Below are 19952 nucleotides of genomic sequence, written 5' to 3'. Positions count from 1 at the left end.
TGAAGCATGAGTTTCGATAACAATTTTTTTAGCGCCGATCACAACGAATATACGGCGACGCCACAGGCAAAGGTTGGTCTTGGAGCCGGTCATGGGGCCGGTCGCGGTTTCCTGCGCGTTGTGTTGCTGTTCGGCTCTGCGGCTGTGGCTCTTGCGCTTATCATTGTTCCGGTTCTCAACGAGCAGGCAAACAAGATCGCAGCCCAGTCGGTGCTTCCGGACGGGATCGACCGGACCATGACGGGTTCGATCAAGCGGGATGCCGGCAGCCAGCCGCACGCTCCGGGCCAGACCTATACGGTGCGCAAGAGCGTGCTTCAGCCAAGCCCCAATTCCGTTTGCATCATCGAGGCCAATGGCAGCCGCCACGGCGATTGCTAGAGCGGTTCCGGTTTAAATGGAATCGTCGGAACCGCTCTATCTTTTTGTTTTCACGCATTATCCGACGCATCGAAGCAGGATAAGAAATCAGTCCAGTGAACTGATTTCCCTGCGTAGACGCTTCGCACTTTTGGCTCGAAAATGCTCTAACCTTCTTTGGCTGTGTTTATTCCTCTTCCGCCTTTTTGAGCGCTTGCGCCAGCGATGCCTTTGCGGAGCCGGGCTTCAGGGGCTTTTGCTGCGATTCATGCGGTGCCCAGCCTGACAGCCAGATGATGGAGAAAGTGGCGCGGATGCGCCCGTCCGGATCGGAGAAGCGCTCGGCATAAATTTCGGCAGCACGCAGGAAAAGCCGTTTCGAAACCGGCTTGCGGGACCGGTCGCGCAATATGTTCTGCATGCCCATGGCGCGCAGGTCGGCCATCAGGTTGAACAGCGAATCGTAGCGCACGGTGATGTTGTCGACATCGGTAACAGGCAGGGCGAAGCCTGCGCGTTGCAGAAGGCCGCCCACATCACGCACATCGGGGAAGGGAAAAATGCGCGGCGAGGCGCCGCCCGTCAGTTCGATTTCGGCCTGGAGCAAGCTCTCGCGCAATTCGCCCAGCGTTCCGCTGCCGCTCAAGGCCGCCAGAAATAGCCCGTCCGGCTTCAGCGCACGGGCGATCTGGACCATTGTGCCCGGCGTGTCGTTGGTCGCGTGCAGCGCCATCAGCGAGACGATGAGGTCGGCGCCGCCGGGTTTCAGCGGCAGCATTTCCTCATCGCCGACAACAGCCGGGAATGGACCTCCCAGAAAATCCTTGTCGCGTTCAATGCGGATAATCAGTTCTGCCTTGCCGGATTGCGCAATGGCCGCGGCCGCCGCGCCTGTATGGCCAGCGAGATCGACGGCAACGGGAAAACGCCGTTCCACGGCGTCCAGGCGGTCGGCAAGATCGTCGCCAATGCGCCGCAGCAGGAAATCCGCGCCGGGTTCGGCGCGCGCAAAGGCGCGGCGGCGAAACGAGAGCAGGAGATCGCGATCGAAGATCGCGCTATCATCGGTCGGCGCAGGCATGGAATTCGTCTTCTCTTTCGAGCAAGGTTCAGTACAATCGTTGCGGGGATAGATGCATTCGAACGGGGGCGAATGCAATGGCGGATGACGACAGAACGCATCAAACCTTCTTGCGCGGCGCGGGTGAGGGATTTCGCCGGCTCGTCTGCCGGGCTGTCCGCTCGTCGGCGGACATGCTGTTTCCGCCGACATGCATCGGCTGCCGGACACATGTATCCGAACCGGGGACGCTGTGCCCGAAATGCTGGCCGGAGCTGCGCTTTATAGAAAAGCCCTATTGTCCCGTTCTGGGCATCCCCTTCAATCACGATTTCGGCGAAAACTTCATGAGCGCGGAAGCGATTGCCGATCCCCCGCCTTTCCGGCGTCTGCGGTCGGCCGTCCTGCATCGGGGCGCGGCGCAGCGCATGGCGGTTTCGCTCAAGTTTCATGACCGGATCGATCTGGCGCCGTGGATGGCGCGCTGGATGCAGCGGGCGGGCCGCGAACTGCTCGATGATTGCGAGGTTATCGTTCCGGTGCCTCTACATCGCTGGCGCTTCTGGCAGCGACGGTTCAACCAGTCGGCGGAACTTGCCCGCGCGCTCGCGAAACTGGAGGCAAAACCTTTTGCGCCGCAAGGCCTGAACCGCGTGCGCCGGACCGAACAGCAGATCGGCCTTGGCCTCAAGGAGCGAAGGCGCAATGTGGATGGCGCGTTCCGCGTGCCGCAGGATCATGAAATTCATGTTCGCGGGCGGCGGGTTCTGCTGATCGACGACGTCTATACCACCGGCGCTACGGTCAAGGCGGTGACGCGGGCTTTGTTGCGGGGCGGCGCGAAAAGCGTGGATGTCCTGACCTTCAGCCGTGTCCTGCCGGATTGAGCCGGATGACAGACTACACAGGCTCGTGAAAAGCTTCGGGGCTTCCAGACGGCAGGTTTGCCCCTTATATAGTGGACAAAGAACGGAGTTTTTCATGGTTGACGTTACGATCTATACCCGCCCCGGCTGCCCCTATTGCACGCGGGCAAAGGCGCTTTTGACCAGCAAGGGCGTCGAATTCAACGAAATCAACGCCGCAGCAACACCGGAATTGCGCGCTCAAATGCAGGAGCGTTCCGGGCGCAACACCTTCCCGCAGATTTTCATCGGCTCCGTTCACGTCGGCGGCTGCGACGATCTCCATGCGCTGGAGGATGAAGGCAGGCTCGATGGCCTGCTCAAGACCGGCGAACTTGCCTAGAGGTCAGATCATGAACACGTTCCGCGCTGCCGCAATCCAGATGCGTTCGGGCACAGATGTCGCTCGCAATGTGGAGGCACTCGAAAAACTGGTCGCGGAGGCGGCAGCGCAAGGCGCCCAATATATCCAGACGCCGGAAATGACCGGCGCGCTGATGCGCGACCGGGCGGCTCTTTTCGCAAGCCTGCGCGATGAGGAGAACGATCCGGTGTTCCAGGCGGCTCGCGCATTGGCGGCCAGGCACGGTGTCTTCCTGCATATCGGTTCCACCGCAATCGATGCGGGCGACGGCAAGATCGCCAATCGCGGCGGCATTTTCGCGCCCTCGGGCCAAAAGATCGCCACCTATGACAAGATTCATATGTTCGATGTCGATCTCGACAATGGCGAAAGCTGGCGCGAATCGGCAACCTATGAGCCCGGCAAGAAGACCGTCATCGCCGAACTGCCTTTCGCCAGGGTGGGCATGGCCATCTGCTACGATATCCGCTTCCCGCAGCTGTTCCGGGCACAGGCGCTGGCCGGCGCCAATGTGATTACCGGTCCGGCTGCCTTCACGAAACAGACCGGCGAGGCGCATTGGCATGTGCTTCAACGTGCGCGCGCCATCGAAAATGGCGCATTCTTGATTTCTGCGGCGCAGGGCGGGCTGCATGAGGACGGGCGCCAGACCTATGGTCATTCGATCATCGTTTCGCCATGGGGCAAGATTCTGGCCGAAGCCGACCACGATGAGCCATGCGTCATTCTGGCCGATATCGATGTGGCCGAAAGCGCCGCCGCGCGTGCCAAGGTGCCAAATCTGAAGAATGCGCGGGAATTCGATGTCAGTGTCGTTTCCGCAGAACAGAAAGAGGATGCGTAAAGTCCATGATCCGCTTTTCGCTTCATTGCGATCAGGGCCATGAATTCGAGGGCTGGTTCCGCGACAATGCCGATTTCGACCGGCAGTCGGAAATGAAGCTCGTCGCTTGTCCGGCGTGCTATTCGCAAGCTGTTCAGAAATCGTTGATGGCGCCGGCTGTTTCGACAAGCCGCGGCAAGGAAAAGATTGCCATGGCGCTGGGCGATACCCAGAAACAGATATTGGATGAAATGCGGGCGTTGAGCCGCAAGGTTCGCGAGAATGCGGATTATGTCGGCGACAAGTTTGCCGAGGAAGCCCGCAAGATCCATTTCGGCGAGATCGAAACACGCGGCATCTACGGCGAAGCATCGCGCGAGGATGTGAATTCGCTGCTCGAAGACGGTGTCGACGTTCTGCCATTGCCGGTATTCCCGGAAGACAAGAACTGACAGCCATACGGGGAGAAGAGGCGCATGAAACTGATGGCTTCTGCGCCTTTCCTGCTGATTGCAACCGGCACCCTGCTGGGGCTGATCCTGCCGCTCGGCAAGATCGCGGCGCAGGCGGGTATTCCGCCCGCCATCTGGACCTTCCTGTTCTCGGCCAGTGCGGGGCTCATTCTGTTCGCCGTTCTTCTTGTGCAGAAAAGGAAGATCGGCTTTTCAGGCGGCAGGCTGCGCTACTATATCTGCACCGCATTCATTTCCTATGCCCTGCCCAACCTGCTCATTCTTTCCGCCATTCCACGCCTTGGCGCAGGTTTTACCGGCATCATGTACACGCTGTCGCCGGTCATCACGCTTGTCCTGTCGATGGGGTTCGGATTGCGGCGTCCCAATGCGCTCGGGATCGGCGGCATCGCCGCCGGTTTTGTCGGCGCGGTGATGGTGTCGATGACGCGGGGCGAAGTGGGCAAGCCGGCCGATCCCCTGTGGATCGCCGCGGCCCTGCTCATTCCGGTGCTTCTGGCCATCGGCAATGTCTACCGCACGCTCGACTGGCCGAAAAATGCCGATCCGACCGAACTTGCCGCCGGAAGCCATCTTGCATCGGCGCTGATGCTTTTTGCGGGGATACTCCTGTTCACCGGCCAGTTTCCGATCGAGACGCTTGCTTTCGCGCCATGGGCCGCATTGGCCCAGTCGATCGCGGCGGCGGGGATGTTCGCGCTGTTCTTCCGATTGCAGGCAGTGGGCGGGCCCGTCTATCTCAGCCAGATCGGCTATGTCGCGGCCGCGCTTGGCCTTATTTCGGGAACGCTGTTTCTCGGCGAGCATTACCCGCCGCTGACCTGGCTCGGCGCGGCGGTCATCGCCGTGGGCGTGGCCATGACCACACGCGCGCAAAAAGGATGAGGGGATCAGGCGGGCCGTTCGGCCAGAACCATATAGTTCACGTCCATGTCGCGTGAGCGGCTCCAGCTGTCGGCCAGCGGATTATAGGTCACGCCCAGCTTGTCGATGAGGCGAAGGCCCGCTTTTGAAAGGGCTGTCTCCAGTTCTTCCGGACGCACCAGCTTTTCATATTGGTGCGTGCCGCGCGGCAGCCAGCGCAGGACATATTCCGCGCCGATGATCGCCAGGCCGTAAGCTTTCAGCGTGCGGTTGATGGTGGCGACGAACATCAGTCCGCCGGGCTTGACCATCTCGCTTGTTGCCGACATGAAAAGATCGACGTCCGAGACATGCTCGACCACTTCCATATTGAGCACCACGTCGAATTTTTCACCGGCTTCGGCCAGCGCTTCTGCGGTCGTGGCGCGATAGTCGACCTCCACGCCGCTCTGGGCTGCGTGGATCCTGGCCACTTCGATATTGGTGGCTGAGGCGTCGGCCCCGATGACCGTTGCGCCGAGGCGCGCCATCGGCTCGCAGAGAAGCCCGCCGCCGCAGCCGATATCGAGCAGGCGCAGGCCCTCGAACGGGCGCGGCGCATTGGGATCGCGGTTGAACCTGGCGCAGACCTTTTCCTTGATATAGGCAAGCCGCGTCGGATTGAATTTATGCAAGGGGCGGAACTTGCCCTGCGGGTTCCACCATTCCGCGGCAATGCGCGAAAAATGCTCGATCTCGGAAGCGTCGATGGTGGTGCGGGCAGTTTCGGTCATTTCCATTCTCCAGCGGCGGAAGCGTGCAGTTCTGCTTCCAAGGTAGTACTCCAAAGTCAAGGAACAAATCAAATTTGCTCTCGAACGGCCAGATGCGAATCACGGCCTTGCGGAAGCGTGACATATTAGCTATGTGACCTCGGGTTTGCCTGTCGCAACAATATAAGGTTTGGGCAGGTGAGAGTGTAATTTTTCTAAACAGCGGGACGTAACCTTAAATGGCGCGCATCGTGATGAAATTCGGCGGCACTTCGGTGGCCGATCTGGAACGCATCTATAATGTGGCGCGCCACGTCAAACGCGAGGTCGAGGCGGGCAATCAGGTTGCCGTCGTCGTTTCGGCCATGTCCGGCAAGACCAATGAGCTGGTCGGCTGGGTGCAGAACATGCCGAAGGTCTGCGGCGCGAGCTCTCCCTTCTATGATGCGCGCGAATATGACACCATCGTCGCTTCCGGCGAGCAGGTGACGAGCGGCCTTCTGGCGATTGCGCTTCAGTCCATCGGCGTCGATGCGCGTTCGTGGCAGGGCTGGCAGATCCCGATCAGGACCGACAATGCCCATGGCGCGGCCCGCATTCAGGAAATCGACGGTTCGGAAATCATCCGCCGCATGGAAATGGGGCAGGTCGCCGTCGTCGCCGGTTTCCAGGGGCTGGGCCCCGACAATCGCGTGGCAACGCTTGGGCGCGGCGGCTCGGATACGTCCGCCGTCGCCATTGCCGCCGGCGTGAAGGCGGATCGCTGCGATATCTATACGGATGTGGACGGCGTCTATACGACCGATCCGCGCCTGGAGCCGAAGGCAAAGCGCCTTTCGAAGATTTCCTTTGAGGAAATGCTGGAAATGGCCTCGCTTGGCGCCAAGGTCTTGCAGGTGCGCTCGGTCGAACTCGCCATGGTGCACAAGGTGCGCACTTTCGTGCGTTCGAGCTTTACGGACCCAGATGCGCCGGGCATGGGTGATCCGATCAACCCGCCCGGAACCCTTATTTGCGACGAGGAAGAAATCGTGGAACAGCAGGTCGTCACAGGTATCGCCTTTGCGAAGGATGAAGCTCAGATTTCGCTGCGGCGCGTGGCCGACCGGCCGGGCGTTTCGGCAGCCATCTTCGGACCGCTTGCCGAAGAGCACATCAATGTGGACATGATCGTCCAGAACGTGTCGGAAGACGGTTCCAAGACCGATATGACCTTCACCATCCCGACCGGCGACATCGACAAGGCGCTGAAGGTTCTCGACAAGGTCAAGGGCGAAATCGGCTTCGACAATATCCAGTCCGAAACCGGTCTTGCCAAGATTTCCGTCATCGGCATCGGCATGCGCAGCCATGCGGGCGTTGCCGCCACCGCCTTCAAGGCGCTGGCCGAAAAGGGCATCAATATCCGCGCCATCACCACGTCCGAAATCAAGATTTCGATCCTGATCGACGGCCCTTATGCGGAACTGGCCGTGCGCACGCTGCATGCGGTCTATGGCCTCGACAAGTAATCAGCCGGTTTGGATTTCATTTCAGAACATGGTTGTGTGCAATGCCGCGTACCCGAAACGGTGCGCGGCATTGCAACATTTTGCGAGCAGCAACTATTTGTTCTGGACGCGCGTGTCGAAAATGCTCACAAAGGGATTGGCGTAAGGCTTCGCGGGCGGGAATCGGGAATAGGCTTGCGAAAACACGCCTGTAATCTGGAAGGAGCCTCCGACGATCATGCGTGAGCTGACAACTGGTCCCCGCGTACTGCTCAAGCGGTTGCGCGAATTGATGGCGGAGCCGCTGGAACCGCAGGCGCGCCTTGACCGGATCGTTCGCGAAATTGCCCAGAACATGGTCGCGGAAGTCTGTTCCTTCTACATATTGCGCGCCGATGGCGTGCTCGAACTCTATGCCACCGAAGGTCTCAATCCGCAGGCTGTCCACCTTGCCCAGCTTCGTCTCGGCCAGGGTCTTGTCGGCACCATTGCGGCAAGCGCGCGCCCGCTCAACCTGACGGATGCGCAGAGCCACCCGGCCTTCGCCTATCTCCCTGAAACGGGGGAAGAAGCCTATAATTCCTTCCTTGGCGTTCCTGTCCTGCGTGCTGGCCGCACTTTGGGCGTTCTTGTCGTTCAGAACAAGACCAAGCGTGCCTATCGGGAAGACGAGGTCGAAGCACTTGAAACCACTGCCATGGTCCTTGCCGAAATCATCGCGACCGGTGACGGTCTGCGTCTGGCGCGTCCGGGCATAGAGCTTGATCTCGGCCGCCCGATGAGCGTGACGGGACATGCTTTCAACGACGGTATCGGCCTTGGCCATGTGGTGCTGCATGAGCCGCGCATCGTCGTCACCAATCTTTTCAACGAGGACAGCCAGGCCGAACTCAACCGGCTGGACGAGGCGCTGGGTTCCTTGCGCATATCCATCGACGACATGCTGTCGCGCCGCGATGTGGCGGTAGAGGGCGAGCATCGCGAAGTGCTGGAAGCCTATCGCATGTTTGCCCATGATCGCGGCTGGGTGCGGCGGCTGGAAGAAGCCATTCACAACGGCCTGACCGCCGAGGCCGCAGTCGAAAAGGTGCAGAGCGACACGCGTGCGCGCATGGTGCATCTGACCGATCCCTACATGCGCGAGCGCCTGTCGGATTTTGACGATCTGGCGAACCGCCTGCTGCGTCAGCTGATGGGCCGCGATATCAAGACGATTGCCGAATCGCTGGTCAAGGATGCGATCATCGTCGCGCGCTCCATGGGGGCGGCGGAGCTTCTGGATTATCCGCGCGAGCGTCTGCGCGGCGTGGTTCTGGAAGATGGCGCGGCCACAAGCCATGTGGTGATCGTGGCCCGCGCCATGGGCATTCCGGTGGTGGGGCAGGCCAAGGGCATCGTCTCCATGGCCGAAAACAACGATGCGGCCATCGTCGATGGTGACGAAGGCATCATGCATCTGCGCCCGCAGGCGGATCTGGAAGCTGCCTATGCCGAAAAGGTCCGTTTCCGGGCGCGGCGTCAGGCGCATTATCGCGAGTTGCGCGACAAGCCGTCGGTCACGAAGGATGGCGTCGATGTCTCGCTTCTGATGAATGCCGGGCTTCTCGTCGATCTGCCGCACCTGTCGGCATCGGGCGCTGCGGGGATAGGCCTGTTTCGCACCGAACTCCAGTTCATGGTTGCCTCGACCTTCCCGCGTGCCGAGCAGCAGGAGCGCCTCTATCGCTCGGTCATCGAGGCTGCCGGCGACAAGCCGGTGACATTCCGGACGCTGGATATCGGCGGCGACAAGGTTCTCCCTTATTTCAGCTCCACCGTGCAGGAAGAAAATCCGGCGCTCGGCTGGCGCGCCATCCGCCTGACGCTCGACCGTCCGGGATTGCTGCGCACCCAGCTGCGCGCGCTTTTGAAGGCGGCGGGCGGGCGCGAACTCAAGATCCTGCTGCCGATGATTACGGAAGTCAGCGAGGTGAAGGCCGCACGCGAGATCATCGATCGGGAAGTCCGGCACCTGTCGCGCTTTGCGCATCAGTTGCCCCTGTGCCTGAAGCTTGGCGCAATGGTCGAGGTGCCGTCGCTGTTGTGGCAGCTTGAGGAACTGATGTCGCTTGTCGATTTCATCTCGGTCGGTTCGAACGATCTGTTCCAGTTCCTGATGGCGACCGATCGTGGCAATTCGCTGATGTCGGGTCGCTTCGATCAGCTTTCGCCCGCATTCCTGCGGGCGCTGCGCTTCATCGTGGAAACGGGCAATCGGCACGGCAAGCCGGTTACGCTGTGCGGCGAGATGGCCAGCCGACCGCTGCCCGCCATGGCGCTGGTCGGCATCGGTTTTCGGTCGATCTCGATGTCGGCGGCGGCAATCGGTCCGGTCAAGGCCATGCTCGGCGCGCTGGATGCGGGCAAGCTCACCGCCCTGCTTGCGCAAGAGCTGGACAAGCCCAACAGCGCGCATTCGCTGCGTGAACTGTTGATGAGATTTGCCGAAGACAACGATATTCCGTTATAGCGAAGCAGATTGACCTGGCTGGACAGTCGCGGTGCAGCATTGCGCGGCGTCTCGTTTTGTATTCTTGCACGCTGCCGACACTATTTAGGACATGACATGATCGCATTGCCGCAGGACCGGATGGACCAGCTCTTGAAGCGGTTCTCGATGATCGAAAGCCAGATGGCCAACAATCCGGATTCGGAAACCTATGTGAAGCTCGCATCGGAATATTCCGAGTTGCAGGAGGTGGTTGGCAAGATTCGCGAACTGACCGACGCCCGCAAGGAGGCGATCGATCTGGCCGCCATGCGCGACGATGCGGCCACGGATGCCGAGATGCGCGCGCTGGCGCTGGAAGAGCTGCCGGAAGTGGAAAGGCGTATCGAGGGACTGGAGCAGGAAGTGCAAATCCTGCTTCTGCCGAAGGATGCCGCCGACGAGAAGAATGCGATCCTCGAAATTCGCGCCGGTACGGGCGGTCTGGAAGCCGCCCTTTTCGCGGGCGACCTGTTCCGCATGTATGAGCGCTATGCCAGTGAAAAAGGCTGGCGGGTGGAGCTTGTTTCGGCCAGTGAGGGCGATGCCGGCGGCTACAAGGAAATCATCGCCACGGTTTCGGGCAAGGGCGTGTTCTCCAAGCTCAAGTTCGAATCGGGCGTGCACCGCGTGCAGCGCGTGCCGGAAACCGAAGCGGGCGGGCGCATCCACACATCGGCGGCAACCGTCGCCGTCCTGCCGGAGGCGGAAGACATCGATATCGAAATCCGCAACGAGGATATCCGCATCGATACGATGCGGGCATCGGGCGCGGGCGGCCAGCACGTCAACACGACCGATTCGGCGGTTCGCATCACGCATATTCCGACCGGCATCATGGTGGTGCAGGCTGAAAAATCGCAGCACCAGAACCGCGCCCGCGCCATGCAGATCCTGCGCGCCCGCCTTTATGACATGGAGCGCCAGAAGGCCGAAACCGAACGCTCGCAATCGCGGCGCAGCCAGGTCGGTTCCGGCGATCGTTCGGAGCGCATCCGCACCTATAATTTCCCGCAGGGGCGCGTCACCGATCACCGTATCAACCTGACGCTTTACAAGCTCGACCGGGTTATGGAAGGCGATCTGGACGAACTGGTCGATGCGCTGATTTCCGATCACCAGACCGCACTTCTGACGGAACTGGGGCAGCAGTGAGTGGGATGCGTCTCGACCGCCTGATGGCCGATGCAAGGGAGAGGCTTCGCACAGCCGGGCTGGACACGCCAGACCTCGATGCGCGGCTTCTGGTCGAATGGGCAACGGGCAAGACGCAGCTTGATCTGATTTCCGCGCCAGAGCAGACGATCGGATCCGATGCCGTCGAGAAGCTTTTCGATGCGCTGGACCGGCGCCTCAGGGGGGAGCCGGTGCATCGGATCATGGGCATGCGCGAATTTTTCGGCCTGCCGTTCCGGCTTTCCGCCGAGACGCTTGAACCCCGGCCCGATACGGAGGTGCTGGTGGAGCTGGTCATTCCGGCGCTGGAAGCGCTTGCGGTGAAGAACCCGACGCTGGAACTGCTCGATATGGGCACCGGCACAGGCGCGATCATCGTTTCGCTTCTGCACTGCTTCGAGCATGCGCATGGCATCGGCCTCGATATGGCGGAAGGCGCGCTTGCGATGGCGCGAATCAATGCCGTTGCCAATGGGGTGGGCGACCGTTTTGCGGCGCTTAAAAGCGACTGGTTTGACAATGTGTGCGGGCGGTTTCACCTGATCGTCTCAAATCCGCCCTATATTCCGCATGAAGACATAGCGGGATTGTCGCGCGAGGTGCGCGAGCACGATCCGCTTGCTGCACTTGACGGCGGCGCCGATGGGCTGAATTTTTACAGGGCCCTTGCGCAAAAGGCGGCAGATCACCTATATAAGGACGGAACGGTGGCCGTAGAGATCGGCGCCGGACAATTCCAGGATGTCGAAGCGCTGTTTGAAAGCGCAGGATTTTCCCTCGCAGGACATGCGAGCGATCTTGGCGGCCACAGAAGGGCCATGCTTTTCGCGCACAAATCAAATACGTAATTTTGATGCGGCGAACCGCTAAAAAAACACTTGGAATTTGCCGCGAAGCCGTTTAGTTTCCGGCCACCGTATACAGCCAGAATGGTTTTGCCCGCTGATGGGCGGTGGCGGAAATGCTCCATGACGATTTTTGGTCATGCTCCCCGGAGGGGTCTTTGGGGATGGCTTATGCGGAAGTACACGACTTTTAAGCATAGTCTCGAAGAGCAAGGCTTTTCGGAATGGTTATGTATTAGAGCGCATACCGAAAATTGTGAAACGGTTTTCGGACAAGATGCGCGGTTCAAAACAAATGATTAGAGCGCCGATCTTATCCAATCCGATCGAAACGCGCTCTGATGCAACCGCGGAGTTTCGGTATCGCAGCAGGCGTACCCAACTCAGAAGCAGTCGATTTGTGGGAAGTTTTTAGGGCGTGCTTCCTCCATGGCTCGATAGCGTGAAACCGGCAGCCTTTCCGGCTGTGGAGTTTCTACGCCCTTTAATCTGAAAAGAGATGAATATGAGGCCAGCACAGCAGAACAGGCGCATGCGCGGACGGGGGAACAACAATAACAACAACAACCGCAAGGGCCCCAATCCTCTGTCGCGCAATTATGAAAGCAACGGCCCGGATGTAAAAATCCGCGGCAATGCGCAACATATTGCAGAAAAATACTCAGCCCTCGCACGCGACGCACAGGCATCTGGCGATCGTGTCATGGCGGAAAACTATCTTCAGCACGCTGAACATTATAACCGCATCATCATGGCTGCCATGGCGCAGAATCCGGTGCCGTTCCAGCGCGAGGAAACCTTCGACGATGACGGCGCGGACGATGAGGAAGCAGGTTTCACCCCTGTTGCCGCCCAGCCGCAGCCCGTCAACGGTTCCGGCCCGCAGCCGGTCATCGAAGGCACGCCCGCCGAGGTCGTCTACGGTGAAGATGGCGGCGAGCCGGTAAAGTCCGGCGAGGGTCGCCAGCAGCCGCGCGAACGCGACAATCGCGATCGCCGTCTCGGCCGCGGCCGCCGTCCGCAGCGTGAGCGCTTCAACGCTGACGAGCGTTCGGATGAACAGCCGCAGGAAAAGCAGGCCCAGCCCGTCGCCGAGGAGGTTTCCGCCCCGGTCGAGCTTGTTGAACAGGCCGCACCGGTTGGCGAGGCAGCAGCCACCGAAGAGGCCGCACCCCGCCGTGCCACGCGCCGTCCGGGTCGTCCGCGCCGCGCCGCCAAGGACAGCGGTGACGAGGCGCCGGTAACGGAGCCTGCAGATTCCGACGCCTGATCGGCCCTCTGTATCGAGTTCAAAATGGCGCGGTTTCCGCGCCATTTTATTTGGTTCGCCAGGCGCCTGTCACCCTTGCCGAACCCCGGCCATCATCCCATATGCTGTCTTGGAAAGAAGCCCGCCCGTCGCGGGGGCTTCGTCACCATTCATCTTCCGGTGCCGCGTGATGGGCCGGAAGGCAAAGGAGACATCATGAATATTGAAAAATACACAGAGCGCGTCCGGGGCTTCATCCAGTCTGCACAGACTTTCGCGCTGTCGTCCGGCAATCAGCAGTTTACGCCGGAACATGTGCTGAAAGTTCTCGTCGACGATGATGAAGGACTTGCCTCGTCCCTGATCGAACGCGCCGGCGGCCGGATTGCCGATGTGCGCATCGGCCTGCAGAACGCGCTTGAAAAGCTGCCCAAAGTGTCGGGCGGCAACGACCAGCTTTATCTCTCGCAGCCGCTTGCCAAGGTCTTTTCGCTCGCCGAGGAGCTTGCCGGCAAGGCCGGTGACAGTTTTGTCACCGTCGAGCGCCTTTTGACGGCGCTGGCGATGGAAAAATCCGCAAAGACGTCTGAAATTCTTTCCGCTGCCGGTGTGACGCCGACGGCGCTCAACAAGGTCATAAACGACATGCGCAAAGGCCGCACCGCCGATTCGGCGTCCGCTGAAAGCAATTATGATGCGTTGAAGAAATATGCCCGCGACCTGACCGAGGATGCGCGCTCGGGCAAGCTTGATCCGGTGATCGGCCGCGACGAGGAAATCCGCCGTACGATCCAGGTTCTGTCGCGGCGCACCAAGAACAATCCGGTGCTGATCGGCGAGCCGGGCGTCGGCAAGACTGCGATCGCGGAAGGTCTGGCGCTACGCATCGTCAATGGTGACGTGCCGGAATCCCTGAAGGACAAGCAGTTGATGGCGCTCGACATGGGCGCGCTGATTGCCGGCGCCAAATATCGCGGTGAGTTTGAAGAGCGCCTGAAGGCCGTGCTTTCGGAAGTGCAGACGGCTGCGGGCCAGATCATCCTGTTCATCGATGAAATGCACACGCTTGTCGGTGCGGGCAAGTCCGATGGCGCGATGGATGCATCGAACCTTTTGAAGCCTGCTCTTGCACGCGGCGAACTGCACTGCGTCGGCGCGACAACGCTGGAAGAATATCGCAAATATGTCGAGAAGGACGCAGCGCTTGCCCGCCGCTTCCAGCCGGTCTTCGTGGATGAACCGACCGTCGAGGATACGATTTCGATCCTGCGCGGCCTGAAGGAAAAATACGAGCAGCACCACAAGGTGCGGGTTTCGGATTCGGCCCTGGTTGCTGCGGCAACCTTGTCCAACCGCTACATCACCGACCGTTTCCTGCCGGACAAGGCCATCGACCTTGTCGATGAGGCGGCATCGCGCCTGCGCATGCAGGTCGATTCCAAGCCCGAAGAGCTGGACGAGATCGACCGCCGCATCATGCAGCTGAAGATCGAGCGTGAAGCGCTGAAGGTTGAAACCGACGCGGCTTCCAAGGATCGTTTCCAGCGGCTGGAAAAGGAGTTGATCGATCTCGAAGAAGAATCGGCCGAACTGACCTCGAAATGGCAGGCTGAAAAGCAGAAGCTCGGGCTTGCCGCCGATCTCAAGCGCCAGCTTGAAGAGGCGCGCAACGCTCTCGCCATCGCGCAGCGCAGCGGCGAATTCCAGAAGGCGGGTGAGCTTGCCTATGGCACGATCCCGCAGCTGGAAAAGCAGCTTGTCGAAGCGGAAAGCCAGGAGAACAAGGGTTCTCTGCTGGAGGAAACCGTTACGCCTGACCATGTGGCGCAGATCATTTCGCGCTGGACCGGTATTCCGGTCGACCGGATGCTGGAAGGCGAGCGTGAGAAGCTGTTGCGCATGGAAGACGAGATCGGCAAGCGCGTCGTCGGGCAGGGCGAGGCGGTGCAGGCCATATCGAAGGCTGTTCGCCGCGCGCGCGCCGGGCTTCAGGACCCCAACCGGCCGATCGGCTCGTTCATCTTCCTCGGCCCCACCGGCGTCGGCAAGACGGAACTGACCAAGGCGCTTGCTTCGTTCCTGTTTCAGGACGACACGGCCATGGTGCGTATCGACATGTCGGAATTCATGGAAAAGCATTCCGTGAGCCGGCTCATCGGCGCGCCTCCCGGCTATGTCGGCTATGAAGAAGGCGGCGTTCTGACGGAAGCCGTGCGGCGCAGGCCCTATCAGGTGATCCTGTTCGACGAGATCGAAAAGGCGCATCCGGATGTGTTCAATGTGCTGTTGCAGGTGCTGGACGACGGACGCCTGACCGACGGGCAGGGCCGCACGGTCGATTTCCGCAATACGGTCATCATCATGACCTCGAACCTCGGTGCCGAATATCTCGTCAATCTTGGCGAGAAGGACGATGTCGAAACCGTTCGCGACGAAGTGATGGGCGTGGTGCGGGCTGCCTTCCGTCCGGAATTCCTCAACCGTGTCGATGAGATCATCCTGTTCCACCGGCTGCGCCGCGAGGATATGGGGGCGATTGTCGATATTCAGATGCAGCGTCTCCAGATGCTCTTGAGCGATCGCAAGATCGTGCTGCAACTGGAAGAGGATGCACGCGAATGGCTGGCCAACAAGGGCTACGATCCGGCCTATGGCGCACGTCCGTTGAAGCGTGTCATCCAGAAGGAAGTTCAGGACCCGCTCGCCGAGCGTATTCTCTTGGGCGATATTCTGGATGGTTCCATCGTCAAGATCACCGCCGGTTCGGACAGGCTCACCTTCCGTCCGATTCGCGGCGCGCTTGAGGATGAAGGCCAGAAGGTCGACGAAAACGCATGAGCGTTGATGAGTTGAAGGCTTGGGGTGCCGCAGCCGGATAGGTTGCGGCGCCTTTTTCATGTCTGGCCTGACATGTTTTCCGGCTTTCAGCCGATCTCGGCCATTTTCATGTCCAGTTCATCTGGCATCTGCTCTATCGACTAATAAGTTATTAACCATATTCGCGGCATCCATGATCTCTCGATCACCCAGGGCATTCTTCATGGCGCATTACACACGCATGCTTCATTCCGCTTTGTTTGCTTGCCTGGCGGCAATTGCCGTCCATGGTCCTGCGCGTGCCGATGAAAGCAGCTCCGCAACGGTCGCGGAGCGCCCGCTACAGCTTGCCCAGCTTTATGATCCGGGTGAGGAAATCTATCATGATCGCCGGGTGCGGATTTATATCGACCCCTATGGCCGCCGCGTTACCATGGATCGTCGTGGGCGCATTCTCAGCGTCGAGGATGCCAACAGCTATGATCCGAATGCCTATGACCGCCGCGTCCGCCGCGCGCCGCAGCCCGACGACAACTGGACGCTCGATGGTCCGGTCGACGGCGGTGCGCCCTATGACGGTTTCGGCAATGTGCCTGAAGATCCGAACTACTATCCGGATGCGCCCGCGGCACCGCAATATGGCGGCAATCGGGACGGACAGGTGCAGCGCTCGGAACTGCCGCCGGCAGGCGATCAGTATCCCGACAGTACCAGCACGAATTCAGCCAGAGCCAATCCCGGTTATGATGGCCGGCAGGATTATGGCCAGCCGGGCTATGAGCAGCCGAGGGGCGTGCCCAATCCGGGCGACATGGCTCCGGCCATCGAAATGCCGAAAGGGCAGGGAGCCAAGGCAAAGATTGCTGCCTATCAGATATTGCTCGACCGCGCAGGCAGCTCGCCCGGCGTCATTGACGGGCGCTCGGGCAGCAATGTCGACAAGGCGGCTGCCGCCTATGGCGAAATGACCGGCAAGTCGATCAATCCGGTGGACGAAGCGGCGGTCAATGCCGAGCTGGAAGCGACGGGCGGACCGGCTTTCACGGAATACACGATCACCAACGAGGATGTGGGCCGGCAATATGTTGCCTCCATCCCGGAAGATTACGCCCACAAAGCGCAGCTTCCCGCCATGGCCTATACGTCGGTCACTGAAATGCTGGGCGAAAAGTTCCACATAGACGAAGCCTATCTGAAAGAAATCAATCCGGGCGTGAACTTCAACCAGCCCGGTTCGATCGTGAAGGTTCCCAATCTCGGCAAGCCGGTTCGGGCCAAGGTTGCCCGCATCATCGCCGACAAGGGACGCAAGCAGGTTCGCGGCTATGACGAATCGGGCAAGCTGGTGGTTGCCTATCCATCGACCATCGGCTCGTCCGACAATCCCTCGCCATCCGGCATCGTTCAGGTGGAGCGCATCGCGATCAACCCGAATTACACCTATAATCCGAAGATCAACTTCAAGCAGGGCAACAATGACAAGGTGCTGACCATCCCGCCGGGACCGAACGGGCCGGTCGGCACGGTCTGGATCGCCTTGTCAAAGCCGACCTATGGCATTCACGGTACGCCGGAGCCGTCGAGAATCGGCAAGACGTCGAGCCATGGCTGCGTGCGATTGACCAATTGGGATGCGGAAGAGCTGGCAAAGCTGGTGAAGCCCGGCGTGACTGTCGAATTCACCGAATAAGCACGATAATTCTTGCAACGGAAAGGCCGGGTTTTTTGCCCGGCTTTTTATCATCAGCTTTTGGCCGATCCGTTCGATGCAAGCTTGGTGCCGTTTTCATCGCTGTTCAAAAGTGCGTCGATGCGGTCGCGTTCCTGCTTGAAAGCTTCAAGCTCCTTACCTGAAAGCGCCTTGTTGTCCGGCAGACGGATGCGCAGCGGATCGACCTTGGTTCCGTTCACGATCAGCTCGTAGTGAAGATGAGGGCCGGTCGACAGGCCGGTCGATCCCACATAGCCGATCACCTGTCCCTGTCGCACGCGCGCGCCTGCCGAAACACCGCGGGCAATCGCGTTCTGGTGATTGTAGCTGCTCACATAGCCATTGGCATGGCGAATGAGCGTCTGGTTGCCATAGCCGTTGGTCCAGCCGGCCTTTTCCACGACGCCATTGCCGGATGCGATGATCGGCGTGCCGCGCGGTGCGGCCCAGTCCACGCCCGTATGCATGCGGCTATAGCCGAGGATCGGGTGACGGCGCATGCCGAAGGGCGAGCGGAAAACGCCGTTGGGAACCGGATTGCGCAGCAGGAACTGTTTGGCGCTCTTGCCGTCGCCATTGAAGTAGTCGACGCTGCCGTCCGGGGCCTGATAGCGGTAGAATTTGCGGGTGGTTCCGCCGAAATTGGCGGCGACGTAAAGAAGCTGCGAATCAGCCTCCGGCTTGTCGGGATCGTCCGGCAGCGAGAAGAAAGCGTCGATCTGGTCGCTCGGCGACAGCCGCGATTGCAGGTCGACATCGCTTGCCAGCATCTTGATCAGCTGTTCGCGCATCGTTTCCGACATGCCATAGGCGAGAGCCGCCCGGCTGATTCCGTCATAGACACTGGGCAGATTGCCGCGAATGGCCGTCGGCAAGGCGTTGCCATCGAAAGCCGTTTGCAGAAGCGGGGTCTGTTCCGGTTCGTCGGACGGAATATATTGTCCGCGATCGTTGAGCGCGACCGTCACCAGATGGGTCGTGCGATTATAGATGCTCGCCCGCACGATACGGTCCACGCCGTCCTGCGTCTCGACGCCGACCCGCAGAACACTGCCTTCCTTGAGCCGCGGCGAATTCATCAGCCTGGCAAGCGAATCGGCCATGTTTTCCGCATCGTCACCGCTATAACCGGCATCTTCGAGCGCCTGCCTGATTTCGGCTGTCCGGCGAAACGGAATCAGTTCTTCCGAAAAACCCTCGCCAACCGTTTCATCATCACCGCGCGGTGCGACGCTGACATTCTCCTGCGTAATCTTCACGCCGAGCGCAGGACCAAGCGCAAAGGGAGAATCCGTACCGCCGAAACGGGCAGGATCGACATAATGCAGCGAGGCAACCTGCACATCGCCATCCGTCAGCAGACCGCCGGTATCGCGCACGACCTTTTCGACCTCGTCGACGGTAAGGTCGCTCGAGGCATCGAATGTCGTGCTGTTCATCGGAAAATCGACGACATGCAGGCTGACTTCGCTTTCGACCTTGGCGCCATAGATCTGCCCGGCATCAGCAGGCTGCGGTGCGGCCGGGCCTTCCGAGAATACGGTCAGGGCATTGAAAGGAGGGTATTTACGGCTGGTTGGATGATCGACGGCGAGCGCCATGCGTACAAACTCGAATGGCCGCGTGCGAATGACTTCGCGCTCGCCCACCTTCTGCATCGTCGAAAGATCGAAGCGGCGCCGGTCGCGCGCCTGTTGCTGCGATACGGTGCTGACAAGACGCCCACCCTTGGTAACGGCGGCTTCGTCGGTCGCCCCCGGCATATCGGTCCGGGCCAGAATTTCCGGCGGCGTCGCCAATTGTTCGCGCCCGTCCAGAGCGGCAAACAATGCGATGCCTATCAACATGCAGGATGTCACGCCGGTCAGAAAGGTGCCGGCGAGCCAGCGGGCAGAAACTTCGCGGCGATCCGGAGGCCGTCGCCGTCCGCCAACGCTGAGCGGGGGCTCGTCACCCGGATCGAGATTGTTCGGCCCCATCTCTTTCATACTGCTATTGCCGGCCCTTCTTCAAAAACGGACTGCACAAACGTGCTTGAAATCATTCGTCGGAAAAGCGGAGGAACCGCCATTCCGGTGCTAAGGTGTCTTCCATCGTGTCGGAAGGCTCCCAAACGGGCATGTGAGTTTTGCCTGCCGATGAAACGTAAGTCAACGACAAGCCTGCCGGACCGGGATTTCCACAAGCGCACACAAATCGGGTTTCATCGCCGGTTCCGAAAGTTTCGCGGAAATTATTCGGGTAATGAGGCCGGTTTATGACTCTCCCAAATGCGCCTGGGGCCATCAGAGTGCTATAATATAAGCCATAGGCGTGGAAATCCGGCGCCTTGTGGGAAACTGTCAAAAAAACATCAAAAAACTTGGCAGGCGCTGTTGACAGCTGCGAGGGGGCACCCCTATATAGCCCCCACAACGAGGGCGGCGGCGCCGCAAGCGGCAGGCTGATGCGTCCTTGGGGTTGGTTGAGCGAGTTGAGCTTTAAGGGTTTTGACTGGTTTGGCTGACGGCCTTGACGGGGTGATTATCCTGTTGAG

General features: G+C 60.1%; 16 protein-coding genes. 13 read left to right on the top strand and 3 right to left on the bottom strand.

Annotated elements, in window-relative coordinates; translation table 11 throughout:
* Positions 1–6 precede the first annotated feature (6 nt).
* Positions 7–381 (top strand): hypothetical protein, encoded by a 375-nt coding sequence (locus AVM02_RS09875; protein ID WP_411506798.1) that lies wholly within the window; start codon positions 7–9, stop codon positions 379–381.
* Positions 382–547: 166 nt separating this feature from the next.
* Here AVM02_RS09875 and AVM02_RS09870 read toward each other — a convergent pair whose 3' ends face one another.
* Positions 548–1441 carry a methyltransferase domain-containing protein gene (locus AVM02_RS09870; protein ID WP_411506797.1) on the bottom strand — a complete coding sequence of 298 codons (894 nt, stop codon included), beginning with the start codon at positions 1439–1441 and terminating at the stop codon, positions 548–550.
* Positions 1442–1518: 77 nt separating this feature from the next.
* On the opposite strand from AVM02_RS09870, the gene AVM02_RS09865 reads away from it, so the two are divergent.
* From AVM02_RS09865 to AVM02_RS09845, 5 genes are all read left to right on the top strand, one after another.
* Positions 1519–2307 (top strand): ComF family protein, encoded by a 789-nt coding sequence (locus AVM02_RS09865; RefSeq protein WP_411506796.1) that lies wholly within the window; start codon positions 1519–1521, stop codon positions 2305–2307.
* Between the two features lie 94 nt (positions 2308–2401).
* Positions 2402–2668, top strand: a complete 267-nt coding sequence (grxC, locus tag AVM02_RS09860; protein ID WP_411506795.1) for a glutaredoxin 3 — start codon at positions 2402–2404, stop codon at positions 2666–2668.
* Positions 2669–2678: 10 nt separating this feature from the next.
* Positions 2679–3533 carry a carbon-nitrogen hydrolase family protein gene (locus AVM02_RS09855; protein ID WP_411506794.1) on the top strand — a complete coding sequence of 285 codons (855 nt, stop codon included), beginning with the start codon at positions 2679–2681 and terminating at the stop codon, positions 3531–3533.
* A gap of 5 nt (positions 3534–3538) precedes the next feature.
* Positions 3539–3964, top strand: a complete 426-nt coding sequence (locus AVM02_RS09850; protein WP_411506793.1) for a DUF1178 family protein — start codon at positions 3539–3541, stop codon at positions 3962–3964.
* Between the two features lie 24 nt (positions 3965–3988).
* Positions 3989–4870 (top strand): DMT family transporter, encoded by an 882-nt coding sequence (locus AVM02_RS09845; RefSeq protein ID WP_411506792.1) that lies wholly within the window; start codon positions 3989–3991, stop codon positions 4868–4870.
* 5 nt (positions 4871–4875) lie between these two features.
* Here AVM02_RS09845 and ubiG read toward each other — a convergent pair whose 3' ends face one another.
* Positions 4876–5622, bottom strand: a complete 747-nt coding sequence (ubiG, locus tag AVM02_RS09840; RefSeq protein WP_411506791.1) for a bifunctional 2-polyprenyl-6-hydroxyphenol methylase/3-demethylubiquinol 3-O-methyltransferase UbiG — start codon at positions 5620–5622, stop codon at positions 4876–4878.
* 218 nt (positions 5623–5840) lie between these two features.
* On the opposite strand from ubiG, the gene AVM02_RS09835 reads away from it, so the two are divergent.
* From AVM02_RS09835 to AVM02_RS09805, 7 genes are all read left to right on the top strand, one after another.
* Positions 5841–7112, top strand: a complete 1272-nt coding sequence (locus AVM02_RS09835; protein ID WP_411506790.1) for an aspartate kinase — start codon at positions 5841–5843, stop codon at positions 7110–7112.
* 217 nt (positions 7113–7329) lie between these two features.
* The gene (gene ptsP / locus AVM02_RS09830) at positions 7330–9600 is read left to right on the top strand and encodes a phosphoenolpyruvate--protein phosphotransferase (RefSeq protein ID WP_411506789.1); all 2271 of its coding nucleotides are present in this window, start codon (positions 7330–7332) and stop codon (positions 9598–9600) included.
* 96 nt (positions 9601–9696) lie between these two features.
* Complete coding sequence (gene prfA / locus AVM02_RS09825; protein ID WP_411506788.1) at positions 9697–10773, top strand: peptide chain release factor 1; 1077 nt, start codon at positions 9697–9699, stop codon at positions 10771–10773.
* A gap of 5 nt (positions 10774–10778) precedes the next feature.
* Positions 10779–11642: a peptide chain release factor N(5)-glutamine methyltransferase gene (prmC, locus tag AVM02_RS09820; protein ID WP_411506855.1), complete on the top strand. Its 864-nt coding sequence runs from the start codon at positions 10779–10781 to the stop codon at positions 11640–11642.
* A gap of 502 nt (positions 11643–12144) precedes the next feature.
* Complete coding sequence (locus tag AVM02_RS09815) at positions 12145–12909, top strand: DUF4167 domain-containing protein (protein WP_411506787.1); 765 nt, start codon at positions 12145–12147, stop codon at positions 12907–12909.
* A 195-nt stretch (positions 12910–13104) separates the two neighbouring features.
* The gene (gene clpB, locus AVM02_RS09810) at positions 13105–15726 is read left to right on the top strand and encodes an ATP-dependent chaperone ClpB (RefSeq protein ID WP_411506786.1); all 2622 of its coding nucleotides are present in this window, start codon (positions 13105–13107) and stop codon (positions 15724–15726) included.
* Between the two features lie 202 nt (positions 15727–15928).
* Positions 15929–17395 carry a L,D-transpeptidase gene (locus AVM02_RS09805; protein WP_411506785.1) on the top strand — a complete coding sequence of 489 codons (1467 nt, stop codon included), beginning with the start codon at positions 15929–15931 and terminating at the stop codon, positions 17393–17395.
* Between the two features lie 53 nt (positions 17396–17448).
* Here AVM02_RS09805 and AVM02_RS09800 read toward each other — a convergent pair whose 3' ends face one another.
* A complete protein-coding gene (locus AVM02_RS09800; RefSeq protein ID WP_411506784.1) occupies positions 17449–19404 on the bottom strand; it encodes a M23 family metallopeptidase in 1956 nt (651 codons plus the stop codon).
* Positions 19405–19952 lie beyond the last annotated feature (548 nt).

It is taken from the genome of Brucella anthropi (genome assembly GCF_046630315.1).
GTDB lineage: Bacteria > Pseudomonadota > Alphaproteobacteria > Rhizobiales > Rhizobiaceae > Brucella > Brucella anthropi_A.
This window is presented reverse-complemented; position numbering and strand designations above follow the sequence as displayed.

Excerpts from the sequence above, each read along its gene's own strand:
- AVM02_RS09875 (WP_411506798.1), top strand. The coding sequence starts at position 7 with ATGAGTTTCGATAACAATTTTTTTAGCGCCGATCACAACGAATATACG.
- AVM02_RS09870 (WP_411506797.1), bottom strand. The coding sequence starts at position 1,441 with ATGCCTGCGCCGACCGATGATAGCGCGATCTTCGATCGCGATCTCCTG.
- AVM02_RS09865 (WP_411506796.1), top strand. The coding sequence starts at position 1,519 with ATGGCGGATGACGACAGAACGCATCAAACCTTCTTGCGCGGCGCGGGT.
- grxC (WP_411506795.1), top strand. The coding sequence starts at position 2,402 with ATGGTTGACGTTACGATCTATACCCGCCCCGGCTGCCCCTATTGCACG.
- AVM02_RS09855 (WP_411506794.1), top strand. The coding sequence starts at position 2,679 with ATGAACACGTTCCGCGCTGCCGCAATCCAGATGCGTTCGGGCACAGAT.
- AVM02_RS09850 (WP_411506793.1), top strand. The coding sequence starts at position 3,539 with ATGATCCGCTTTTCGCTTCATTGCGATCAGGGCCATGAATTCGAGGGC.
- AVM02_RS09845 (WP_411506792.1), top strand. The coding sequence starts at position 3,989 with ATGAAACTGATGGCTTCTGCGCCTTTCCTGCTGATTGCAACCGGCACC.
- ubiG (WP_411506791.1), bottom strand. The coding sequence starts at position 5,622 with ATGACCGAAACTGCCCGCACCACCATCGACGCTTCCGAGATCGAGCAT.
- AVM02_RS09835 (WP_411506790.1), top strand. The coding sequence starts at position 5,841 with ATGGCGCGCATCGTGATGAAATTCGGCGGCACTTCGGTGGCCGATCTG.
- ptsP (WP_411506789.1), top strand. The coding sequence starts at position 7,330 with ATGCGTGAGCTGACAACTGGTCCCCGCGTACTGCTCAAGCGGTTGCGC.
- prfA (WP_411506788.1), top strand. The coding sequence starts at position 9,697 with ATGATCGCATTGCCGCAGGACCGGATGGACCAGCTCTTGAAGCGGTTC.
- prmC (WP_411506855.1), top strand. The coding sequence starts at position 10,779 with ATGCGTCTCGACCGCCTGATGGCCGATGCAAGGGAGAGGCTTCGCACA.
- AVM02_RS09815 (WP_411506787.1), top strand. The coding sequence starts at position 12,145 with ATGAGGCCAGCACAGCAGAACAGGCGCATGCGCGGACGGGGGAACAAC.
- clpB (WP_411506786.1), top strand. The coding sequence starts at position 13,105 with ATGAATATTGAAAAATACACAGAGCGCGTCCGGGGCTTCATCCAGTCT.
- AVM02_RS09805 (WP_411506785.1), top strand. The coding sequence starts at position 15,929 with ATGGCGCATTACACACGCATGCTTCATTCCGCTTTGTTTGCTTGCCTG.
- AVM02_RS09800 (WP_411506784.1), bottom strand. The coding sequence starts at position 19,404 with ATGAAAGAGATGGGGCCGAACAATCTCGATCCGGGTGACGAGCCCCCG.